This window comes from Asticcacaulis sp. P4_H10 (assembly GCF_056400965.1).
Window position 1 is genome coordinate 714,854 of sequence record NZ_JBFUKH010000001.1, and the last position, 23,503, is coordinate 738,356.

16 protein-coding genes are annotated in these 23,503 nt (G+C 60.1%); 8 read left to right on the top strand and 8 right to left on the bottom strand.

Annotated elements, in window-relative coordinates; translation table 11 throughout:
* Nucleotides 1-13: 13 nt before the first annotated feature.
* The 7 genes from AC1DON_RS03155 (at nucleotide 14) to AC1DON_RS03185 (ending at nucleotide 9,381) form a co-directional block, all read left to right on the top strand.
* Complete coding sequence (locus tag AC1DON_RS03155) at nucleotides 14-631, top strand: CC0125/CC1285 family lipoprotein (RefSeq protein ID WP_476933273.1); 618 nt, start codon at nucleotides 14-16, stop codon at nucleotides 629-631.
* Nucleotides 632-1,015: 384 nt separating this feature from the next.
* Nucleotides 1,016-1,705, top strand: coding sequence for a DUF6445 family protein (locus tag AC1DON_RS03160; protein ID WP_476933274.1), 690 nt, complete (start codon nucleotides 1,016-1,018; stop codon nucleotides 1,703-1,705).
* 84 nt (nucleotides 1,706-1,789) lie between these two features.
* Entirely contained in the window at nucleotides 1,790-3,331 is a 1,542-nt protein-coding gene (locus tag AC1DON_RS03165) for a tryptophan halogenase family protein (protein WP_476933478.1), read from the top strand.
* 4 nt (nucleotides 3,332-3,335) lie between these two features.
* Nucleotides 3,336-4,826, top strand: a complete 1,491-nt coding sequence (locus tag AC1DON_RS03170; RefSeq protein WP_476933275.1) for a tryptophan 7-halogenase — start codon at nucleotides 3,336-3,338, stop codon at nucleotides 4,824-4,826.
* Nucleotides 4,823-6,331 (top strand): tryptophan halogenase family protein, encoded by a 1,509-nt coding sequence (locus tag AC1DON_RS03175; protein WP_476933276.1) that lies wholly within the window; start codon nucleotides 4,823-4,825, stop codon nucleotides 6,329-6,331. Before AC1DON_RS03170 ends, AC1DON_RS03175 begins: the two co-directional genes overlap by 4 nt.
* A gap of 20 nt (nucleotides 6,332-6,351) precedes the next feature.
* Nucleotides 6,352-7,866 carry a tryptophan halogenase family protein gene (locus AC1DON_RS03180; RefSeq protein WP_476933277.1) on the top strand — a complete coding sequence of 505 codons (1,515 nt, stop codon included), beginning with the start codon at nucleotides 6,352-6,354 and terminating at the stop codon, nucleotides 7,864-7,866.
* A gap of 255 nt (nucleotides 7,867-8,121) precedes the next feature.
* Nucleotides 8,122-9,381, top strand: coding sequence for an ROK family transcriptional regulator (locus tag AC1DON_RS03185; protein ID WP_476933278.1), 1,260 nt, complete (start codon nucleotides 8,122-8,124; stop codon nucleotides 9,379-9,381).
* 94 nt (nucleotides 9,382-9,475) lie between these two features.
* Here AC1DON_RS03185 and AC1DON_RS03190 read toward each other — a convergent pair whose 3' ends face one another.
* Entirely contained in the window at nucleotides 9,476-11,728 is a 2,253-nt protein-coding gene (locus AC1DON_RS03190; protein WP_476933279.1) for an alpha/beta hydrolase family protein, read from the bottom strand.
* Nucleotides 11,729-11,965: 237 nt separating this feature from the next.
* Between AC1DON_RS03190 and AC1DON_RS03195 the strand changes: the two genes are divergently transcribed.
* Nucleotides 11,966-12,913: a LysR family transcriptional regulator gene (locus AC1DON_RS03195; protein ID WP_476933479.1), complete on the top strand. Its 948-nt coding sequence runs from the start codon at nucleotides 11,966-11,968 to the stop codon at nucleotides 12,911-12,913.
* On the opposite strand, the gene AC1DON_RS03200 is transcribed toward AC1DON_RS03195, so the two are convergent.
* From AC1DON_RS03200 to AC1DON_RS03230, 7 genes are all read right to left on the bottom strand, one after another.
* Nucleotides 12,893-14,407 (bottom strand): tannase/feruloyl esterase family alpha/beta hydrolase, encoded by a 1,515-nt coding sequence (locus AC1DON_RS03200; RefSeq protein ID WP_476933280.1) that lies wholly within the window; start codon nucleotides 14,405-14,407, stop codon nucleotides 12,893-12,895. The two genes, AC1DON_RS03195 and AC1DON_RS03200, sit on opposite strands and share 21 nt — an antisense overlap.
* Nucleotides 14,404-16,425, bottom strand: a complete 2,022-nt coding sequence (locus AC1DON_RS03205; RefSeq protein ID WP_476933281.1) for an alpha/beta hydrolase domain-containing protein — start codon at nucleotides 16,423-16,425, stop codon at nucleotides 14,404-14,406. Before AC1DON_RS03205 ends, AC1DON_RS03200 begins: the two co-directional genes overlap by 4 nt.
* A gap of 4 nt (nucleotides 16,426-16,429) precedes the next feature.
* On the bottom strand, nucleotides 16,430-16,741 hold the full coding sequence (locus tag AC1DON_RS03210) for an AtuA-related protein (RefSeq protein WP_476933282.1): 312 nt from the start codon (nucleotides 16,739-16,741) through the stop codon (nucleotides 16,430-16,432).
* Between the two features lies 1 nt (nucleotide 16,742).
* Entirely contained in the window at nucleotides 16,743-18,071 is a 1,329-nt protein-coding gene (locus tag AC1DON_RS03215; protein WP_476933283.1) for an acyclic terpene utilization AtuA family protein, read from the bottom strand.
* Nucleotides 18,068-19,363 (bottom strand): CitMHS family transporter, encoded by a 1,296-nt coding sequence (locus tag AC1DON_RS03220; RefSeq protein ID WP_476933284.1) that lies wholly within the window; start codon nucleotides 19,361-19,363, stop codon nucleotides 18,068-18,070. The genes AC1DON_RS03215 and AC1DON_RS03220 overlap by 4 nt, the downstream gene beginning before the upstream one ends.
* Nucleotides 19,364-19,525: 162 nt before the next feature.
* Nucleotides 19,526-20,545, bottom strand: coding sequence for a LacI family DNA-binding transcriptional regulator (locus AC1DON_RS03225; protein ID WP_476933285.1), 1,020 nt, complete (start codon nucleotides 20,543-20,545; stop codon nucleotides 19,526-19,528).
* 175 nt (nucleotides 20,546-20,720) lie between these two features.
* The gene (locus tag AC1DON_RS03230; protein WP_476933286.1) at nucleotides 20,721-22,940 is read right to left on the bottom strand and encodes a beta-glucosidase; all 2,220 of its coding nucleotides are present in this window, start codon (nucleotides 22,938-22,940) and stop codon (nucleotides 20,721-20,723) included.
* Nucleotides 22,941-23,503: the final 563 nt, after the last annotated feature.

Here is a 23,503-nt window from a genome sequence, read left to right on the forward strand (position 1 = left end):
AAGGAATTCCGTCATGAAGAAATTACTAACGAAACTGGCTATCGTTCTGGCAGTTGGCACAGCTGTGGTGGCGCCGGGTGTTGTTGTTGCCAAGGCGCCGGCTTACAAGGCGGCCGGCCCAAAGGGGGGTGTCGGCTATACGACAGCAGCCACCGGTGAAAACCGGTATGCGGTCGTTTACACAGGCGATTCGCGTATGAAGCGCGATGTCGTTGCGAACTATGCCTTGCTTCGTGCTGCCGAACTGACCTCGGAGGCGGGGTTCGAATGGTTCGCGGTGCTCAGTACAACCGTCAAAGACGTCGAAGTGGGCAGTGCCGATGATATGTCCTCGCGCACAGGGCAGTTTATGGGCAATGTCACTGCGGGCAGCGGTGCAGGTTCTGATCAGTCGGCTGGGCGCGGAGGCGGCGACAGCAGTGTCGCCATGGGGCCATCCACGGGAGGCTTCGGCGGGGGCGACGTTCCTCCTGCGGTACTTGAGCGCTGGAAACCGAAAAAAGTTGTCCAGGCACTTCTGATGATACAGGTGGGAAAGGGTGACAACGCCACCTTCCCCGACGTTACGTCGCAGCCGGAAATCTTCGATGCCAAGGCAACGATCGAGGAAATTCGCGCCACAATGAAATAGGTGGGCAGCCAGAGTGCGACACATGAAGTGCATACGCACCATTGAGTCGCACTCATGAGTAATTTCTGACATGCAAGTCGACATCTGCAATGATGTGAGTTGGCAAAGTAATGCGGTGTTGGGAATTCGTCTTATTTCTGGTTGCGCGCCTTGGGCATCAGTGTGAAGGCTTGTAGAAATCGCCATATACTTGTTATTTATTTGACGAGTGGTGGTTTTTACTTTAAAAAAACTACATGGCTTCGATTTTTTCTCCCGAAAAATTGTCCGCCTTGACAGGGTGTCGCACCTAAAACGCGGCACCCTTTTTTTCATGTTTCGCTCCCCCGGCTATTCAGTCAAACAGGGGAGCCGTTTCTTGAGGGTAGAAAAGGCGGCTGAGGGATGGACGTGAAGGTGCATGAAATCGGTCAGTCCAGATCACGCGTCGTTGTGATCGATGATTTTCTGTCAGAGGCCGGACGCGTCGTCGACCTCGCAGCGGCCATGACGCCCTTTCCCCCAGAAGGTGAAACCGCATATCCCGGCAGGCGCAGGCAAATTTATCCAAACGATGCCGCCGCTGCTTATGTGATGTCGTCGTTGAAAGCGGCGGCGCCTTTGATCGCAGAAGCGTTTCCATCTGCGGGTTTTCGCCTGCTCGAGGCCAGCTTTTCCCTGGTAACCACGCCGCCTGAAGCGCTCAGCGCCGTGCAGCGCCTTCCGCATTTCGATTGGGCCGATCCCAGCATTCTCGCGGTCCTGCATCACCTTCATAATGTGCAGGGTACCGGAACGTCGTTCTACCGTCATATTGCCTCTGGGGTGGAGCGCGTCGATTCCGAGGCTGCGCCACGGTTGCGCCAGGCGATGCGGGACGAAGACGCGCGCCTCGGCTTGGCGGAAGGATTCGCAGCCGAAACCAGCGATCGCTATGAAAAGATTTTCCATGTCGAGGGCCGGTTCAACCGGTTGGTGATCTACCAAGGGGCCTTGCTTCACTCCGGAGACATTCCTCCGGACTTTACCTTCAGTAGTGACCCGCGGGTGGGGCGGCTGACGGCAAATCTTTTTATCCAGGTGAATGCGGCTTAGCGGGACTGTGTGCTTTGATAGAGTTACACATAGCCATCCCCAATACGACCGCAGATGGAAATGCGCAAAACAGGATATCTGAAAATGAGTGAAAAACCGGAGGCGATAAAAAGCATATGCATCCTGGGCGGCGGTACGGCTGGCTGGATGACCGCCTCGGCTCTCGCGCACAAGCTTCAAGGGCTGCCCATTTCCATCACCCTGGTCGAATCGGACGAAATCGGAACGGTCGGGGTAGGGGAGGCGACCCTGCCTCATATCCGCAGCTTCAACACGGCGCTTAATATTGACGAGGTTGCTTTCATGAAAGCAACCGAAGCCACGTTCAAGCTCGGCATCGAATTCTGCAACTGGGGCCGTGTCGGCGACCGCTATATCCATCCGTTCGGGGATTACGGCGAAAAGATCGACGGCGTGCCCTTCTACCAGTACTGGCTGCGCCTGAAGGCATTGGGACAGGCTTCGCGCCTGGACGACTATGCCTACCCGATCGCCATCTCCGAGGCGAACAAATTTCGCCATCCGTCGACGGATATGGAGCAGATTGAGTCGACCTTCGGCTACGCTTATCAGTTCGACGCCACGCGGTACGCGGCCTTCCTGCGCCAGTTCGCCGAAGGCCGCGGCGTGTCCAGGCGGCAGGGGAAGGTTGTCGACACGCGGCTGAATGCGGAAAACGGGCATGTCGCGTCGTTGACGCTGGATAGTGGCGAAGTCGTCGAGGCCGATCTGTACGTCGACTGTTCCGGCTTTCGCGGTATCCTGATCGAGCAGGCGCTGAAAACGGGATATGACGACTGGAGCCAATGGCTGCCGTGCAATCGCGCCTTGGCAGTTCCAACGGAATCGCGTGGCGCCCTTACCCCTTTTACACGCGCCACGGCGTTGGAGGCGGGATGGCAGTGGCGGATACCGCTTCAGCACCGTACGGGCAACGGCCACGTCTATTGCAGCAGCTTTATCAGCGACGAAGACGCAGCCCGTCGCCTCCTTGGCAATCTGGATGCGCCTACCCTCGCGGATCCGCGTCAGCTCTATTTTACCACGGGCCGTCGCCGCCGGTTCTGGAACCGCAATGTCGTCGCTATCGGACTTGCCGCCGGTTTCCTGGAGCCGCTCGAATCCACCTCGATCCATCTGATCCAGGAAGGCATCACCGAACTGTTGCAGATCTTCCCCGATAAGCGGTTTCTCGAGTCCGACATGGATGAGTATAACCGGCGGATGGGCCTGCAATTTGAGCGGGTCCGCGACTTCCTTCTGCTTCATTATGTGGCAACGCAACGCGATGACAGCGAGATGTGGCGTCACTTCCGCAATTTGACCCTGCCCGACAGCCTGGACGAAAAGATTCAGGCCTGGCTCACCCGTGGGCATCTTATCCGTTACGAGTTTGGTGTCTTCCTGCCGCCCAGCTGGGTCGCCGTTATGCTGGGACAAAACCTGATGCCAGGTAATTATGATCCGCGTGTAAGCCGGTTGCCTGAGAATGCCTTGCTGCAGGCTGGCAGTCGCCTGAAACAACGGGTGCATGACGCCGCCGCCGCAACGCCGGACCATGCCACCTACATCCGGAATATGGGGGCGGCCTCCGACACCGGCCCGCTTATGGCGGGAAGAGGTTAGCGCTATGAATTCGACAAATGCATCATCTGGCCAGCCGGCAGGACGTAAAATCGTAATCTGCGGGGGAGGGCTGGCGGGCCGCATGACCGCCGCGGCTCTTGCCGCGTACACCTGCGAAGCACTGGACATTACGTGGCTTGCCTGTGAGCCGGCGGCAGATGCCGATATATTCTACGGCAATCTGGCGCCGCCCAGCGCCTACGCGTTCAATCTCGCGCTCGGCGTTACCGAGCCGGACCTGATACTGGATGGCGATACGACCTTTTCCTACGGTACGCATTACAAGTCCTGGGGCGGGCGTCAGCTGGACTGGGTTCAGGCCTTCCACCTGCCTCTGCCAGTCCTTGAAGGGGTGCAGTTTCACCAATACCTGACCCAGCAAGGCGTCGAAGAGCTTGAGCCGTTCCTGGTGTCGGCTCTGGCCGCCCGGCGTGGCGCCTTCGCCCATCCTCCGGAAGACAGCAATAGTCCTTTATCGCGCGCCGAATACGGCTACCATTTTGACGTGGCGGATTACGGACGCTTGTTCGAAATTGCCGCTGCGCGGGGTGGCATTTCGCGGATCGACGCCGAGATTGCCAGTCTGGATCTCGTCGATGGCACTGTCCGGGCTGTTCACCTGAGCGACGGACAGTCCCTGACAGCGGACCTGTGGGTCGATGCCACCGGGCCGCAGGCCCTTCTGTTGTCACAGGCCGGCGCAAAGACACTCGGCAACCGGCGTCTGGCAGCACAGCTTGTCCGCACGCCTGCAGATGGTGCACTGGGCGGAGCCACGATCGTGACGGGTGATGTCGACGGATGGCGCGCCCAGACTCCTCTGCGGTCTGCGATTCTGTCGCTGACTATGGCCGGCGCGGAGAAAGCCTCTGATCTTGAGTCTCACGACGCGGCTGCCGCCATGACGTCCGCGACGGCAACTATCGGCCGGCGAGAGGCTGCCTGGGTGGGCAACTGCGTTGGCATTGGACAAGCGGCGTGTGTGGTCGAACCGCTAACGCCTGCACCCATGATTTTGCTGCAGCGTGATATAGAGAGGCTTCTGACCCTGTTGCCTGTATCGAACGATATGGCAGTCGAGCGCAGGGAATATAACCGTCAGGCAGAAGCTGACTATGTCCATGCCGACCTGTTCATGCGGGCGCTGTTTGAGACGCCGCCCGTTGAAGGGGCTTCCTACTGGAGCGCCGTCACAGGCATGCCGGCGGACGAACGCCTGCTGCGGAAGATCGAACAGTTTGAGAGCCGCGGACTGCCTGTCGCTTTTGATCTCGAGCCGTTCAGTCCCGAAGACTGGCTCATCCTGCATTACGGCATGAAGCGCAAACCCGCCCGCTACGACCACACCGCCGACCGCGCTGACCGGGCAGGCGTGAAGAATTACCTGTCCAACCTGCGCCGGGAGATCGCCGGCGTCGTCCGTTCCATGCCGCCGCATGGCGCGTACCTGAATGGCCTGACCGACTATCTGCGGCAAACAAGGAATAAACCGTGACGTCTTACTTGAAGGAAATCGTTATCCTGGGTGGCGGTTCGGCCGGCTGGATGACGGCTGCGGCCCTTTCCAGTCTGGTTGATCCGCAAAAGGTCTCCATTACCCTCGTTGAGTCCGACCAGATCGGCACCATCGGGGTCGGTGAAGCGACGATACCGGATATCATCAACTTCAATCGTCTTTTGGGGCTTAAGGAAGACGAGTTCATGAAGGCGACCCACGCGACCTTCAAGCTGGGCATCGAATTCGTCGACTGGGGACGCAAGGGCGATACCTATATTCACCCGTTCGGCACGCATGGCGTCGACATGAACGGTTTCGACTTCCACCAGTATTGGTTACGCGCCCGCGCCGCTGGCAATCCGCACCCGATCGAAGACTACTGTATGAGTGCCGTCGCCGCACAACAGAGAAAGTTCGACCTGCCGGGCGCCAATCTGAATTCTCCGCGCGCGCATATCCGTTACGCCTACCACTTCGACGCGACCCTGTACGCGCGCTACCTGCGCAACTATGCCGAAGACCGTGGCGTGCGCCGCATCGAGGGCAAGGTCGAGGAGGTTGTCCTTGCGCCTGAGTCTGGCAATATCGCGTCGCTTCGGCTCGATAATGGCATTACGGTCAATGGCGATCTCTTCTTTGACTGCACGGGCTTCAGTGCCCTGCTGATCGGAAAAACCCTGGGTGTGGGCTATAACGACTGGAGCCATTGGTTGCCGTGCGACGCGGCGCAAGCCGTGGCGTGCAAGCACGCAGGTCCCCTTTTACCCTACACAAGATCAACGGCCAGGCCCGCGGGCTGGCAGTGGCGAATTCCGACGCAATCACGCACTGGCAACGGCCATATCTACAGTCAGGCCTTCATGAAGGATGACGAGGCCACCGAGATCCTGCTGGCGAACCTCGATGGCGAAGTGATGGGGACGCCACGACAGATACGCTTCAAGGCCGGGCACAGGCAAACCTTCTGGAAGAACAACTGCATCGCGATCGGGCTTTCCGCCGGCTTCCTGGAGCCATTGGAATCGACCTCGATCTATCTCATACAGGAAGGCATCAGCCGGTTTATCGCGCTTTTCCCGGACGCGTCGCTGCCTGCCGTCATCCGGGAGGAATACAACCGGCATATGCGGACCGAGTTCGAACAGGTGCGTGACTTCATCATCCTGCACTATTGCGCCACTGAACGCGATGATACGCCGTTCTGGAACTACTGCCGCAATATGAGTATCCCCGACAGTTTACAGCACAAGATCGACCTGTTCAGGACGGCTGGCCGGTCTTTCCGTTACGAGGAGGAGTTGTTTTCGCGCACCAGCTGGGTGGCTGTATTCCTCGGCCAGGGCATCGTGCCGCAAACCTGTGATCCGGTGATTGCAGCGCTGCCATACGACCAGGTGGCCGGCAGCCTTGGCTCCATGCGTGCGGCGATGGCCGCAGAGGCGGGGCGAATGCCCACACATTCCGCCTTCATCCAGAACTACTGCCCGGCCGAACGGGCCTGACATTCAGCAGAATCGAAGCCATGCAAGACTTGAGAATTCGTAACATCGTCATCGTTGGCGGCGGCACCGCCGGTTGGATGACTGCGGCCGGCATGTCGAAGCTTATGCCGGCCGGCGAGGTGGCTATCCGTGTTGTCGAGTCCGAAGCCATTGGCACGGTCGGCGTCGGTGAAGCGACCATCCCCCACATTCTCTATTTTAATCGCCTGCTGGGACTGGACGAAAACGACTTCATCCGGAAGACCAATGCAACTTTCAAGACGGGTATCGAGTTCGTCAACTGGGGACGGCTGGGGCAGAGCTATATCCATCCCTTCGGCCCCTATGGCGCCAATATGGACGGCATCCATTTTCACCATTTCTGGCTGCGTTATGCCCAGCTGGGCAAAGCGCCCTCTCTGGACCAGTACAATCTCATGGTGCGTGCCGCACGCGCCGAAAAATTTCAACGTCCGGATCCGGGCCGGATAAATACGGCGCTGACCTCCATTTCCTACGCGTTTCATTTCGACGCCAGCCTGTATGCGCGTCTGATGCGCGAACACGCGGAAAAGCGCGGCGTGAAGCGGACGGAAGGCCGCATTACCCAGGTCGTTCAGGATCCGGAATCCGGCAACATCCAAAGCGTTGTCCTGGAAAGCGGCGAAGCCGTCGAGGGGGATCTCTTTATCGATTGCTCCGGCTTCCGTGGACTGCTGATCGAACAGACGCTCAAGGCGGGGTACGATGACTGGAGTCATTATCTGCCTTGCGACCGCGCCGTTGCACGGGCTTGCGAGAAGGTCGGTGATCCCTTGCCCTATACCCGCGCAACCGCAAAGGCCTCTGGATGGCAATGGCGCATACCGCTTCAGTCGAGAACCGGCAATGGTCACGTCTACAGCAGTGCCTACATATCCGACGAAGACGCGCTGGAAAGCCTGAACAGCGATCTCGACGGCGCACCTCTGTCGGAGCCCAATTTCCTGCGGTTCACGGCTGGCATCCGCAAGACGCCGTGGAAGAAGAATGTCATTTCACTGGGCCTGGCTTCCGGCTTCCTTGAACCCCTCGAGTCGACGTCGATACACCTGATCCAGACGGCCATTGCCCGCCTGATGGCAAACTTTCCGGACAAGGCCTTCAATCAGCCTGACATCGACTACTACAACGCCCGAACCCGGCTTGAGTACGAACAGGTCCGCGATTTTATCATCCTGCACTATTACGCCACGGAGCGTGACGACAGCCCGTTCTGGAATTATTGCCGCACCATGGCCGTTCCGCAAACCTTGACGGATCGGCTGGCGATATACAAGGAGAACGCCCGGCAATACCGTCACGACAATGAGCTGTTCAGCGAAGTAAGCTGGCTGGCGGTTATGCACGGGCAGAACATAGAGCCGAAGCGATACCATCCGATCGCCGACATGATCCCGGAAGAAGAACTGGTGCGGCGTATGACGCGCATCGAGGACGATATTACACGGTCGTTAGGGCTCATGCCTGGCCATCAGGATTTCATCGACAGGCATTGCCGCAGCACATTTACCTAAAGACACGGCATCCTTCTAATATGTGCCGCGCGTCCGGATCGAGGGCGCATGTGAAGCCGCTGCGAGTTCTAGCAAGTGCGCTCGCATCTGCACGATTGTGCATGTAATTGCTGGCAACGCCATGGTGTAGCCTCTATTGAATATTGGTATTATATTAAGTAAAATGATTTAATATATAAACATTCTACTTTATAACTAATTTTCTTGACAAGTCCGCGGGTCTGGTGACGGTATAATTTGCAGGGAGGGCACATTATGACTGCATGGTCCGGTGATTTCAAACGACAAGCGACGATGCGATCGAAGCAGTTCAAAAACTTGCCCGAGGACGCACTTTCGCCGCGGAGAGGGGCAACGCAATTTCGCGGCGCCAATATAGTTCATGCTGGACAACATAACCGCGGACTTGTCCTTCAGACTATTCGTGCGCGCGGTCGTGTTGCCCGGTCGGAAATCGCACGACTTACAGGCCTGTCCGTACCGTCCGTCTTCAAAATTACCAAGCAGTTGTGTGACGAAGGTCTGACTGTTGCTGATGGTCGCAAGAACGGTCCACGCGGACAGCCCGCAACGGAATTGGTTATCAATCCCGATGGGGCCTTTGCCCTTGGCCTGAACGTTGATCGCGATCATCTCAGTTTAGTCGTCATAGATTTCGCTGGCCGGGTCCGCGCGCATTTCAATAACGAAACCGCTTTTTCAACACCGGACGAGGTCCGTGCCTTCCTGCGCTGTCATATCCTTGAGGCCTTAGCTTCGGTATCGGGGGATTGGTCGCGCATTTCCGGAATAGGCGTGGCGATTCCGGACGATCTGGGCGACCTTACCCTGCCTGGACAGCCAGATTCTTACCGTCAATGGCGGGGTTATGGCGCTGATCAACTTCTCGACGGGATTATTGATCTTCCTGTATTCCAGGAGAACGATGCCGCTGCTGCTGCCGTGGGCGAAATGGTTTTCGGCGGCGGCCTGGTAGCGGACTCGTTTTTCTATGTGTTTTTAAGCGCCGGGCTTGGCGGCGGTCTGGTGGTCAATCGGCAATATTACCGGGGGGCGCGTGGCCGCAGCGGAGAGATAGGCTTTCTACCCCAATTCAATCCTTTCCGACCGCGCTTGACGCGTCTCGATAAGACTTTGGGCGATGCACTGCTGATCTCACGGCTTTATGATCTTTTAGCCGCCTCCGGCGTGAGCGCATCTTCGCCCGGTGACCTGGACGTTCCGGAACTCGATAAGTTGCCGTGTGTCCAGGGCTGGATCGCCGAAATTGCCGACTACCTGTATCCAACGCTTGTCACCCTGATGTATGCCATCGACCCGAACGCCATCTATGTCGGAGGCAGGTTGCCCGCCGTATTGTCACGTAGTTTGTGCTTTGAGCTCAACCGTCGTCTGTCTCTGAATTTGGGCGCCCTGTGGGACGAACAAATTGTCCGTCATTCAGAAGTCGGCAGTTATGCAGCCGCGGTTGGCGCGGCTGCCTTGATGTTCGACAGCGTGACCAGCGCGGAGTGAGCAGCGCTTAAACCGATCCGAGAGCGATATGGCGAAAAGTGTGGAGCGGTTTTCACCATAAATATCGCGAAAGAACAAAGATCTAGACGATCGACTACCTGGACGGATTATATTTGGCCAGGAAGTCGACCATGGCCTGGGCGACATCCAGCCGGCAGGTCGGCGCACTCAGGTCGTGGACGCAATCCTCCGGTTCGACATAGGTGTTGGCCTTGCCCGCCGACTGCAGCTTGTCGCGCAAGGCACGGCTCTGGCTGGCAGGGATGTTCTTGTCGTACTTTGCCGTGACCAGCAGGACCGGAACGTCGACCGAAGCCGCCGATATGGCCGGCGGGGTCTGGCTGCCGAAATAGCGCAGCGCCAGGCTGGGTGATGCCGCATCGGCGCGGAAGGCTCGGGGATGCTCCGGATCGGCCTTCAGGGCCGCCATGGCGTCCGTTTCATTGCCGTCCGTCAAATGGGCGGCATAGTCCTGCGGATCGACAATGCCATTGATGGCGGCGGCGCAGCGATAGGGCGATCCACTGTTCGCTCCGGCAAGCGCGGCGTAACCGCCATAGCCCTGTCCAGCGATGCAGACGCGTTTGTCGTCGATAATGCCCTGGCCCGCCAGATAGCGCACGCCATCAGCCATGTCGGAGGTCATGCGGCCTGACCATTGACCGTAACCGGCGCGTGTATAGGCCATGTCATAGCCGTCCGATCCACGGTAGTTCGGTTGCAGGACAACATAACCGCGCGAGGCCAGGATCTGCGCCAGCCAGTTATAGCTGCGGCGRTCRTGSSCCAGCGGGCCGTCGTGCGGCAGGACGACSAGCGCGCGMTTCYTSGCCTCGCCCTGGGGCGGCAGGGTCAGGATGGCGCGGATCTCCATGCCGTCGCTTGCCTTGTATTTCACCTGCCGCTGGGAGGCGATCCATTCRGCSGGCAGCGCCGGATAGTCGTCGCCGATATCGACGCGCTGGCTGGTGGCGAAGTTGTARTAGTGCCACGAGCCGGCATCGTCGCCGCCTTGCGTGAACAGGATCATCTGATCCATGTCCTTTGAGAGCGCGGCGACCCGGACGGTCTTGTCGGGCGTCATCTCGAGCGCCACCTTGTAATATTCGGCCAGGTCAGGATCGAAGAAGGTGTAGGTCTTGACCTCGCCATCGTGCTCGAAGCCGGCCAGCACGCCGGTCTGCGGGTGGAAGATCGGCCGGTCGCGCGTCGCGTCGCGCTTGTCGAGCGCCTCGGACAGCTTTCCGTCGGCTGAGAGTTCGTAATAGTGGAAGTTGCGCGCACCATCCGGAGCATCGACCGCATCGAGGATCAGCAGCGACTGGCCGTCGCGTCCCAAGCCCGCCAGGGCCGGCACGAAGGTGTTCTTGGCCAGGCGGTCGATCTTGCGTTTCAGGATAGGCGTCCATTTACCGCCTTTAAGCGTCTCGATGGCAAATGTCGTGTCGAAATAGCTGTAGGTCGCCCGCACCACGGGCTTGCCGGCGTCGTCCAGCATCCAGTCATCGACATAGCTGCCGGTGCGGTCGATATCACCGCCGCGATCATCGACGATACGGCCACGGCCGGTATCGGGATCGACGCGCCACAGATAGACGCGCTGCGCCACCTGGCCGCCGATGGATTTGTCGCGCAGTTCCAGAAAGGCGCCCGTCAGCTGCGCCTTGCCGTCGATCGTGACCAGCTTCGGCAAGCCCAGAGCCATGTGGTCGTAATCGCCGGTCAACCGGCTGCCGAGCGTTATGTTTGTCTTGTCTCGCAGATTGACGATCGTCGCAGCGTCGTGCGACCGCACGCCATAACTGGCACAGGGCGGAGGGGTGAGGGCTATCGCCCTGGCTTGGGCGATCATGCGCTCATCGGCCCCGGCATCCATCTTAAGCCTGTCATCTTGCATCTCAAGAGCCGTCTTAATCATGAGGTAGCTATAGTCGGACGAAGCCTGTGCCGCCTTCAACGAGCTATCCAGGCCAGAAGGACATGTGCCGCGAAGGCCGCTCTGGGTGTTTGACAACAGGATATGGTCATTGTCGAGCCAGGTGATGGCCGACAACGAGTCGTCACTCAGCCGTATGACCTGATTGCTATTATCTGCGATGACATAGGTCGTCAGGAGGCGCAGACCGCCCTTGTGCGTCACGAAGGCAAAGCGACTACCATCTGGCGACAGACCAATTTGCTCAACGCGCGGCGGGGCGACGAACAGGTCAAGCGGCGGCGGCGCGATCTCGGGCGCCGGCTTGGGCCGAATCGTCCCCCGCACGATGACGGCGTCGCCGTCCTGCGCAGCCGTCTGAGAGGCTGCAAGCAACAGAAGGCTTGCGAGTAAGGTGTAGAGCCTGGTCATTTATTCCCCCCGCTTTTAATTGTTATGACAGATCACCATATTACCGGTGGAATGACAACCCAGAGTCGTTCGCGGTGATGACACTATGACGGCTGCTGAGCTTGTCATTCTGAAGATCCCCAACCAGCAACTGCGCGAAATATAGCGACGTGCTCTTTGCCATAATAGGTATTCTGCCATAATACCTTTCGAGAAGACCGCGACACGCGGACAGGTAACAAGGGGAAGCTTGCCTTGATGGACGTCAACCTGCGGCAAATCAGGGCATTTCTCGCCGTCGTCAGCGCAGGCAGTTTTACGCGGGCGGCCGAACTGCTTTCCCTTTCCCAACCGGCCCTGACCGTCCGGGTGCGCCAGCTCGAAGAACAGGTCGGCGTCAGACTGATCGATCGTGGCGTCCGTGTACTGGAACTGACTCGCGAAGGGCGCGAACTCCATCCGGTGTTTCAGCGCATGATCCGGGATTTCGATGCCGCGATCGCCGATGTGACCGAGTTTACCGAGGCAGAGCGCGGTGTTGTCCGTATCGCCGCCTTGCCGAGCTTTTGCACCGGGGCTCTGGCCTCGCTGTTTGTCGATTTCAAAGCCGTCAATCCAGGCCTGTCCTTCATTCTGCGCGACGCTGTCGGCAAGAAGATTGCCGGCATGGTCCGCGCCGAAGAGGTCGATTTCGGCATTGGGGTGGAAGGCGAGCGCGAAACCGACCTCGAATATGTAGACCTGTGCCAGGATCGATTGATGCTGGTCATGCCCGCGGGCCACAGCCTTTCAGAACGCGATACTGTGACGCTTGCCGACGTGGCTATCCATCCTTTCATCATGATGGACCGGGAAACGAGTGTGCGCCGCATGGTGGACCTGGCCTTTGCGGCCAGCGGCCTGCCCCTGAAGCCTGCCTGCGAAGCGACCTATATGGCGACCGCCGTCAGCATGGTGCGGGCAGGCCTGGGAGTCACCATGCTGCCGTCGTCAGCCGTCGAGATCAACATCTACCCGGACGTCGTCGCGCGAGCGGTAACCGGGGACGGGATGACCCGGAAAATCGTCATCATTAAACGTCCGGGCGCGCGCCTGCGCGCAACAGCGGACGCACTTTATTCGGCCTTGCTGGCGGCTGAACTGCCGGACGCGTTCACATCGGCCGAAGCGCTGGGATACGCCGCCTTACCGCAAAAGCCCGTTTGACCGTCGGGACTTCGGCGCCTTACAGGTAAAGCTGGACGCCATCATTCGGTCGCCCTTGCCATCGTAGGTGGCCTGGGCTGGATAGGGGCAGGCAGGACGCGTGAAGGACGCGCCGTCCGCCGGGTTCATCGACTTGAAACGCGTGGCCAGCAGCGTGGTCGGGGCTTCATTGTCTTCCACCCAGCGCTCCAAGGCCTCCTGGGTCGCCACGTAGGTCAGTCCCGGGCCGCCCTGGCAGTGCCCGAGGCCCGGCACCATGAACAGGCGGAAAAAGTCCCAGGGATCGCCAGCCTTTGCCGAGACCTGTTCGTAGTAGGTGATGGACTCGTCGGGCGGGACCACAGGGTCGGCCATTCCATGAAACTGGATCAGTTTTCCGCCCGCTTTTGCAAAGGCGGAGAGATCGGGATTGACGGCATCTATCGAACGGCCTGCCGGGTCAAGACGCGCGATATCCTGATCGAAGTCAAAAAGGGCGGCGGTCCATTCCGGGTCATCAAAGATCCAATGCTGCCAGAAGCTCAGGCGCGCCGGCTCACCGGGCTTGGCAGGGTTGGCCCAATAGCCCGGCCAGCCCATTTCAGTTCCCTTGGCCCAGCCGTAGTATAGCCGCGCACGCGTGCGCGGATTGTGCGCGCCACGATAGATTGACTGGACGCTCCTGACCTCTTCGGGCGTCAGGCATTGGCTTTGGTCCGATACATTCCGCTTGCACTGGAGGCTTTCCGGCCTGAAGCGGCAACGACCAGGCGCAGAGAGAAAGCGGTCGTCCGGCAGTCCGCCGTCCTTGCCCGCACAGGCGTCCAGCACGGCTGCGTTCAACAGGGGGAGTTTGGCGGGCGGAAGTATCAGGCTGCCGTCGGCCCGGTGGCTGACGCGATAGAGCCAGAGAAAGCCAAGGTTCAGCCGCGTGCGGTTATTGCCGGGGGCGCCGGCGATGATCCCGTCGAAATCCGTCGGGTAGCGTTGCGCTTCCATCAGCGCCTGCTGGCCGCCGGTCGAGCATCCGGAAAAATAGCTGTAGCGAGGGGCGCGTCCGTAGAAGCTGGCAACGAGCGCCTTGGCGGCGACCGCCGTTTCATGGACCGAACGATGCCCCCAGTCGGCCAGGGCTTCGGGATGGCCGACGACGAAATCCGGATCGTCGCCCGTATGACCGGTGTCTGTCGCGGCAACGGCATAGCCCCGGTTGATCAGCACCGTCATGGCGCGCGTGTCCAGGGCCGAGCTGTACCCGCCATTCCCGACCATCTGGAACTTGCCGTTCCAGTTGCTGGTAGGCAGCCACAGCTCAAACCCGATCTGGGAGCCCGGAACTGACGACACACGCCCCTGAACACGGCACACCGTCGGCGTGCCCGGCAAGGCCGATTGGCTGGCAGTAATGCGCAAGCCAGAAGGTGGGCGGACCGCCAGGTCATCGCATGCCGTGGCACGGCTCTCGCTCGCAAGGAGGGCCAGGCCGATTGTCATCAGAGCCAGGCGTGTTTTCACTTCAGGACTCCGCTGGCTTCGGCAGCTGCAACAATGGATCGGGCGTTTGCCGGCAGTAGGTGTCGTTGCGCGACCAGGTCGGCCGTTGCCGATCGGACGCGGGTGACAAAGCCGTCGTGCGTGCCGTAGCGCTCTTCCAGGGAGGGGCGCGGATCGTTGTTTTTGATGCGCTCGGCTTTTGTTTGCGCGAACGGTATGAAGCCGCCGAGGAAGAGGCAGTACTTCCCCTTGTCGTAGCCGGAAGCGTGGGCGTTCCAGCCCGTATAGGTGCCAAGCGGCACGCGCATCTGAACGCTGAGGACGCCGGACGTCTCATTACCGTCGGGATCGACGCGCGGCACAAGCGTCGGCAGAATGCGTACTTGGCGCGGAGGCATGCGGGACGGGACGCCGCTCAGGTCCGCCGCCACGAAGCCGCTGCCGGCGTCCTGCTGAACGAGCGGGTTGACAAGGCCGTCCGGTTTTACAGCACCCGGCAGACGGGGCATGCCCATGGCCACGGCGGTCGGCGCGACCAGATCGCCACGCGCCAATGTCGGATAGGCATTCGGCGGGGGCAGGGTGCCATCCTTGACCCAGTCGACGAGATTGGCGACGGCGGCGCGCCAGAGCGGCAATGACGGATTTGGATTGTCAGGCAGGGTGCAGGCAATGGCCGGATTGTGCTGTGCGATTGTCACAAAGCCGCCATTACGGCTTTCTGGCGCCCCGCCGTGGGTGACGCCAGGAAAGTAATAGCGCCGGACGGTCTCCGGCAGGGGAATATCCGCCTTTGCATCGGTGCCCACCAGGTTGGGGGACATCCGTAAATTCCAGATTTCCGCCGCGCCGAAGGTCTCGATGATCTTGGGACAGGTGCGGCTTTCCATGCAGCGGTCCAGGAGGCTGGCGGTTTTCAGGCCGCGCGCTGTGTCGGTGTATCGTCCCCACCACAGGACGCCCTCACTGCCGAGTTCGTAGAGGTTGGCCGCGCCACCCGGGACGCCGAAGCGGAAGTTCAACGGCACCTGCCGGGCAGCGATGTTCGGATTGGCGCCGTCGAAGACGATCCGGTCGTGTTCGTCAGAGTTGAAGCCAAGATGAATGAATGACCGGACATAATTGCCGGACTGCGAGGTGCCCGTGGTGATGGCCCATTTGATCTGACCCGCCAGTGGATTGTCGGTACCCTGGTCATAACGCAGGAAGCTGGCGAAATCGCGCGTGGTGGTGAAGCCTATCCCAAGGACCAATGGATCCTTCCCCGTATAGGTCAGGCCGTAGCTGAGCCGGTTATCGAAGCCGCGCCTGAGGCAGATTTTTGTTGGATCGGGAATGCCGGGGAATGGGGCCTGGGTGCAGTCCGCGAACGCCCAGTCCGCAGCCGGGATGTTGATTTGCGGACCGGTGTCGGAAGCCTGGGAAAACAGCCTGGCCTTACTTGTCTTCAGCGATACCGGTAAAGGACGCGAGACGCCGGCGCCCAGGCCCCCCACGAGCGGAAGCGTATTCGTACCCGCCTTCATATCGACAAAGCGAACGAAGACCGGGCCCGTCAGGGCCGCGCCATTCGCCTGTCTGGCTACCGGCACCTGGGCGGTGTAGAGCCCCGGTTTCGCGGCGATATCGCCCTGCCAGCCGACGATCACATGCACATGGCCAAACGGATCGGGCACAAGGGCCTCGCCATTTCCACGGTTGGGGATCATGTCGTAAAGGACGCCGGTCGAACGCGACATATCCACGGGCTTGATCACCGTGAAATTGGCGCCGTACGCGACCTTGCCGGTGGGCGTACGTGGCGCGTAGGCAAGATCAGTAATGATCTGGTTGTGTGCGTCCGCTGGATCCAACGCCCCTTCAAAGTGGCCGTTCAGCACCTCATAGGCGATGTCACCGTTCGGACCGCCCCTCGCTTCGAGTAGCGTTCGGCTGTCTATCACGACGCGGGTGACATGGGCGTGCGCGGGTGGGGCGTGCACAGCCGTGGTTGCGGCGAGCGTCCCAAGAGCGGTCGCAGTGAGCCAGTGCCTGTTCATAAGGTCAGTCCTCCCCGTGCAGGTCGATATCGAGCAGCAAGGCGCCGAGAGTCTTGCCGTGGGGGTCGAGGGCTGAGGAGCGCGTGACGCCGCCTTTCAGCGCGCCTTCGAGTGTAAAAATCAAAGCCCCAAGCGCCGGCAGCTCGTGCCGCCTGACCGTCCGGCTGGCCAGGCCCGCATAAAAGTCGCGAACCCGGCTGGTGGTGAGATGACGCTTGAGATCGGTAAAGTGTTCCGGCAAGTAGGCAATTACCGAAATCTGACAGGTGTCGCCCTTGTCGCCGGTGCGGATATGAGCCAGGTCGCGCAACTTCATCCTAGGACACCTTCACATGGACGGCCGGGATGACACGTTTCCGGTCAATCAGCGTCGACGCCACGGCCATCACGGGTCTGATGGCGGAAAATGCGCCACCGCCGCCCGAAGGGCCGTTTGTGTAGAGCGCCTCGACTTCACGGCCAATCCGTGCGGCATGGAATTGATCGCCGTGGCGGCCCGCCACACGCACCCGGACCTCATGGGGCTCGGGCGACGGCAGTGACCGGGTAGCGGCCGTTATGGCGTCGACGCCGATCAGGTCGAATTGCAGATCCTCATACTGGTCTCCCAGGCGCTGGCGCAGGATGTCCTGCGCCAGCCGTCCCCGCGCAACGGCGCCGGGACCGGCATAGGATATTTGCCCTTCCCCCATGAAACCATCCAGATAACCCAGCGTCACTTTCAGGCTTTCCGGTCGCGGTCGCCCTTTGGCGCCTTTCACCTGGATGAGATTCGGCGCGAGTTGTTGAAAAGAGACATTGCGTATGTCGGTGACTGTATCCGCCTGAAGGTAAGCCTCCGGATCCAAGATTTCATAGAGCAACTGCTCCTTGCAGGTCGCCGGCGTGATCATGCCGCCAGACCCGGTCACCTTGGTAATGACGGCGGTTCCGTCGGCGGCGACTTCCGCAATCGGGAAACCGAGGCGGGCCAGGTCCGGCACATCCTTAAGCCCAGGATCGGCAAAGTACCCACCGGTGATCTGTCCGGCGCATTCCAGAAGGTGACCTATGACCGTGCCTTGCGCCAGCCGGTCCCAGTCGTCGGCCGCCCAGCCAAACCTGTGGACCATGGGGGCGAGGAATAGCGCCGGATCGCCAACCCGGCCCGTGAGGACAATATCGGCGCCGGCCGCCAGGGCGGCTACAATCCCGTCGGCGCCGGTATAGGCGTTGGCCGACACAAGCGCGCTGCGCAAATCCCGCACCTGGCCTGGCCGATCCAGCAATGTGGCGTCGAAATCCAGTTGATCGAGGACATCGTCTCCGGTGACGGCCGCCACCTTGAGGCCCTTGATACCGAGGCGGCGTGCGACATCGATCACCGCGTCGGCCGCGCTTAGAGGATTGGCCGCGCCCATATTGGAAATGATGCGCACGCCCCGTTCGCGACAGGGGTTGAGAACCGCCTCCATCCGCTCCACGAGGTATGGATCGAACCCCGCCTTCGGATTGGCACGCCGAGCGATCTGCGCCAGGGCAATGGTACGTTCGGCCAGGCACTCGAAGACAAGGTAGTCGAGGTCACCGTGCTCGGCCAGTTCCACGGCAGGGTCGATGCGGTCGCCGGAAAAGCCGGCGCCGCAGCCAATACGCAAGGAACTCATATCGGGAACAATCCAAAAAGTACCGCGGCAAAGGTCATCAATACGGATGCCGCGAACAGCCAGGGAATAGTGAAGCGCTGATGCGCGCCCAGGTCGATGCCGCTCAGGCCCGCCACCAGGAACGTCGCAGGCGTGAGCGGGCTGACCGGGAAGCCGGTGGTCATCTGGCCGAGAAGGGCAGCCTGGGCGACCTGAATCGGCGGAACGCCAAACGGTTTGGCAACCTCAGCCACAACCGGCAGCACCCCGAAGTAAAACGAATCTGGGTCGAACATCAGGCTGAGCGGCATCGACACCAGGCCAAGGCCGAAGGGAATGTGAGACCCGGCGCCGGCTGGAACCAGGGCAACCGCTTCTGTCGCCAGCGCCTTTATCACGCCCGTTCCATTCATAACGCCGGTAAAGGCGCCAGCGGCGAACAGGACGCCGGCCATAAGCAGGGCGGCGCGCGCATGCGCTTCGATCCGCACCCGTTGATCATTGGCGTTGGGGTAATTGATCAGCAGGGCCAGCACCAGGCCGGTCATGAAGACAACGACCGGCTCGACGAGGCCGCTGACCATCACGGCCATGACGATCAAGGCCAGGACCAGATTGACCCAAAAGAGGTGGGGGCGACGGATCAGCGGATCGCCTGGTGGCAGTTGCGGCGTGGACGCGATCTCCGCGCCAGCCAGATGGAGGCCCAAGCGTCGTTCTTCGCGCTTGCCCAGCCACCAGGCCGCGGCAAACACGAAGATCAGGCCGACAGCCTGAACAGGAACCATGGGATTGAAGATGTCGCCGACCGGCAGCCCGAGTGCGGCGGAGGCGCGTATCGTTGGGCCGGTCCACGGCAGGAAGTTGACGCCGGCGGCGAGCGATGCGCAGCACGCCAGTACCCGCCGGTCCATGCGCAGCGCATCGTAGAGCGGAAGCATCGCGGGAATGGTGATGAGAAAACAGACGGCGCCCGATCCATCGAGGTGAATCAACAGGGCCAACGCCGCGGTCCCTACAGTAATCCGGGCGGGCTTATTGCCGACAATACCGATGATCCGCCGAATGATGGGATCAAGCAGGCCAGCATCGCTCATGACACCGAAGAACAGGATGGCAAAGATGAACATGCCGGCGACCGGGGCGATTTTTTCTATGCCGGCAAGGATCAGCTTGCCGGTGCCCAGCCCGTAGCCGCACGCCAGCGCCACGCCGACGGCTACAATCACCAGGGCCACCAGTGACGATACACGTTGCGTCATTACCATGAGAAGAAGCGCCACTATCGCGACGAGACCAATGACGGCCAGCATGGGCTTTGTTGTCCCTGTTTGTATTGTTAAACAGAGATAAATATTTAAATATGCTTTGTGTCAATGCGTGTCGTGCATTTTATATTTTAAGTACTTAAATGAATACTTATTATAATTTTTTATAGATCCATAACGATAACAAATCGGGTCGTCGGAATTGGTTTACCTCGGCGCTGCTGTAGTGCCCCGAATGACCAGGCTGAAGTCCAGTTTCTGAACTTCCTTCGTCTTCACGGCCAGGTCACCCCCCAGTCCCTTGACGACGGAATCCATCGCGGTTTCGCCCATGTCCGCGATTGGCTGGCGAATGGTAGTTAGCGGCGGCCAGACGGTTTCGGCGCCGGGGCTGTCGTCGAAGCCTACAATGGAAATATCATTGGGTATGTTGAGTCCGTACTTCGCCGCAGCGGTCATCAGGCCGAAGGCGATCATGTCGTTTCCGGCGAATATGGCGGTCGGGCGGATATTGGAGGACATGATGGCTTCGCCGGCCGCGATCGCCCCCTTGGCGGTGGCTGAATCCACCTCCTTCAAGGGGTAGGGCGGCACCAGACTCTTGTCGCGGAAATAGCGCGTGTAGCCCTGGTAGCGATCCTCGCTCGCCCCGGTTTCGCGGAACCCGACATACAGAATATCCCGGTGGCCCAGTTGCCACAGATGGTCGACGGCTTCGTAGGCTGCCTGACTGTCGTTCATGAAAACGTAGGAGGACCGCTCCAGTTGCAGCCGAGGCGCAACCCGGACATAGGGGATTTTTAGCTCTTCCAGCATGTCGAGGATGACCGGATCATCGCACATCGGCGGCGGCACGATTATGGCGTCGAAGCGCGAAGTGCTCAGGCGCTTCAGGACCGTGAGGCGATCTTCGCGCTCATAACCTAGCATGGGTTCCATGATCATATGGTAGCCGTGACGGCGCGCAGCCCGCATGACGCCGGTTTGCAGAGCGCTATAGTAGTAGTGGATCTCGTCACCGTAGATCATGAGGCCGACCAGATAGCTGCGCGAACCGGGCAGGGACCGGGCAGCAGCGTTCGGCTTGAAGCCATGAGCGTCGATGATCGCCTGAATGCGGGCCCTTGTTGCGGGGCTTACGCCATGTTCGTGATTGAGAACGCGCGAAACGCTCTTGATGGAAACTCCCGCTTCGCGCGCAATATCAACAATCGTCAGGTTTTTCATGGGTCTCGGAGGGCTTTCGGAAGTCGCCCCCGAGACTTAATCCGTTTGTGGTCAGAGTAAATGGTTTTCAGAACCAAAAGGACACTCGCAACTTTTAGATTCTAGTGTCGTTCTCGATTTCGAAATTCGTTTCGGAGGTCGATATCAAAATCGTACGAACTTCGAAATCACGACACTAGGGTTTGCGGCTGGCCGCAGCAAGGACGGCTGAGCCTTTGACGCCGTCATCCTCGGCATCGTGGGCCACGGCTATGCCATATTGGCCGGCAGGCTGTACCCACTTGCGGGTTGTCTCATCGAACCGCGACAGCAGGCGCTGATCGGCAGTCACTGTTACGGTGGTGCTTTCGCCCGGCGCCAGCGATACCTTGGAGAAGCCGATCAAACGCTTGGTTGCTCCGGCCGGCGCCTGGTCCAGATAAACCTGCGGCGCGTCCTTACCCGCGACCTTGCCGGTATTGGTCACCTTGAAGGTGACCGTCAGGGTCTTGCCACCGGTCACCTTCACATCGGAATAAGCGAATTGCGTATAGGACAGGCCGCGACCGAACGGGAAAAGCGCCTTCTGCTTGAGGGTGGCGAACCGGCGGTATCCGATATCGGCGCCCTCATCATAACGGACGTCGAACACCTGGCCATCGGGGAGGCCGAGGCCAGGCATGACGCTGCGCGGATATTGATCGATGGACTGCGGGAAGGTAACGGGCAGACGGCCCGACGGATTGACCGCGCCGGTCAGCACGTCGGCAATCGCTTCGCCCCCCTTCTCTCCGGAATACCAGGCTTCGATCACAGCCGGTGTCTTTGCAAGCCAGGGCATGGTAACGGCGCCGCCTGTTTGAAGGACCACGACCGTGCGGGCATTCGCTTCCGCCAGAGTGCTGATAAGCGCGTCCTGCCCATCCGGCAGGCTCAAGTCGGCTGCGTCATCGCCTTCGGCCATCCATTGATTGCCGAACACGATCACCAGGTCCGCTTCCTTGGCCTTGCGTGCGGCCTCGGCCGGATACCGGCCCGTGTCAAACCGGATGTTCGCGTTTGGCAGGCGATCCTTCAGGGCTTTCACGGGAGACGACGAGTGAAAGTTCATGCGATTGAAGGCCGCCATCATGCCTTCGCCGCCAACCGGGATAGCCAGTTGGTTGACGTCGGACGTGACCTGGGAGGAGCCGCCGCCCGAGAGCACGCCGGCATCGGCATGGCCGCCGACAATGAGAATAGTCTTGGCGGTCGAAGCCAGGGGCAGCAAATTGCCTTCATTCTTGAGCAGGACAATGCCCTCGGCCGCCGCCTGACGCGACACCTCGGCATTGGCCGCGCGGTCAACCGTGACGGGCGCCGGCGAATCGAACAGGCCGGCGGCGAACATCGAGCGCAGGATCCGGCGCGACATGTCGGACAGGCGGGCTGCCGGCACGGTGCCGTTGGCGATAGCGGCCTTTAGCGGCTCACCGAACCAGACCTGCTTGTCCAACTGTTCGCCCGACTGCTGGTCGAGCCCCTTCATGGCGAAGTCGGTAGATTTCACCGCTCCCCAGTCGGACATGACGTAGCCCTTGTAACCCCAATCCCCTTTCAGGACCGTGTTCAAAAGGTGGTCGTTGCCGCAGGCATAGGCGCCATTGACCAGGTTATACGCACACATCACCGAGCCTGGCTGGCCGACTTCGAGCGCAATCTGAAAGGCGAGCAGATCCGACTCGCGCATGGCGGATTCGGAAATGACGCTGTTGGCGAAATTCCGTCCTGTTTCCTGGTCGTTGATCGCGAAATGCTTCATCGTCGAGATGACATTCTGGCTCTCAATGCCCTTGATCGCCGACCCGGCAATCATGCCCGCCAGCAGGGGGTCTTCGCCGGCATATTCAAAATTGCGGCCGCCGCGTGGATCACGCGCGAGGTTGACGCCGCCGGCCAGCTGGACATTGATGCCGCGTGAACGGGCTTCCTTGCCGACCACGACCCCGCCCTTCAAGGCCAGCTCGGGGTTGAAGGTTGCCGCCAGCGACAGGCTCGATGGCAGGGCTGTGGCGGTATCGCCCGGGCGCACATTGCCCGGATTGGTGATGCCCAGGGAGGCATCGCTTTCCTGCTGCGCAGGTATGCCCAGGCGCGGAATGCCCGGAATGAAACCGGCCGACCCGATCGCGCCCTCCGGCAACTTCATGCCCGGGAAGAAGATCATGGCCATCGGACCATGCACCAGGCTCAAGCGCTCATCCGGCGTCAACGCCTTTTCCAGCAGCGCCGCGCGCTGATCCGCGCTCAGGGATTTGTCTTGCCACGGAGCTGTCTCGGCTGCACCGGCGCCCAGGGGCAGGGCGAGGGCAATGAGCAGGGCGGTGGTTGAGGCGGCTCTCGATAGTTTGGCGGCGATAGAAGAGGTCGGTTTCATGGATCGTCCCTGGGTATTATGCCGTTCGACGATCAAGCCGTGCGCCGACATTTATGGATTGAAAAGGTGCGCGCCCCAAGGGGAGGGGCGCGCAAAAGCGCGAACCGGAAGAGAGCCGGCCGCGATCGATTGCCAACGGGGTTGGGAAAACGCTTGAGAAGTCCCCCGTTAGACAACGTTGTCGTAGTATTGGCGATTTTCTACGCGAGTCAAGGCGGTTTTGCGCACAGTATTAAGAGGGGATGACGATTTGCGTGAGCGTTGCCCAATCGTACGATAATCGCGGCCAATATGTTGCCCCGTCGCAACAGTTCAGCGCTGAAACGATCTGGCGGAATGGGCCTGTTCGGCGGTTTACTATTACGTTTTTTTATAAGATGATTTGAAGAAGCTATAATTTACAACGGGTTTATGGTGGTGTGTATTCGTTTTGTGTATTGATTATATTGGATAACTGTCCGCATCCGTCTGCTAAAGGGACGTCGTTGGCCTTCATTGTAAGCGCTGTAATCGCGTTATTGCGTCAGATTGTCTTGCCCGTCGGATCATCTAGGCTCGGGATT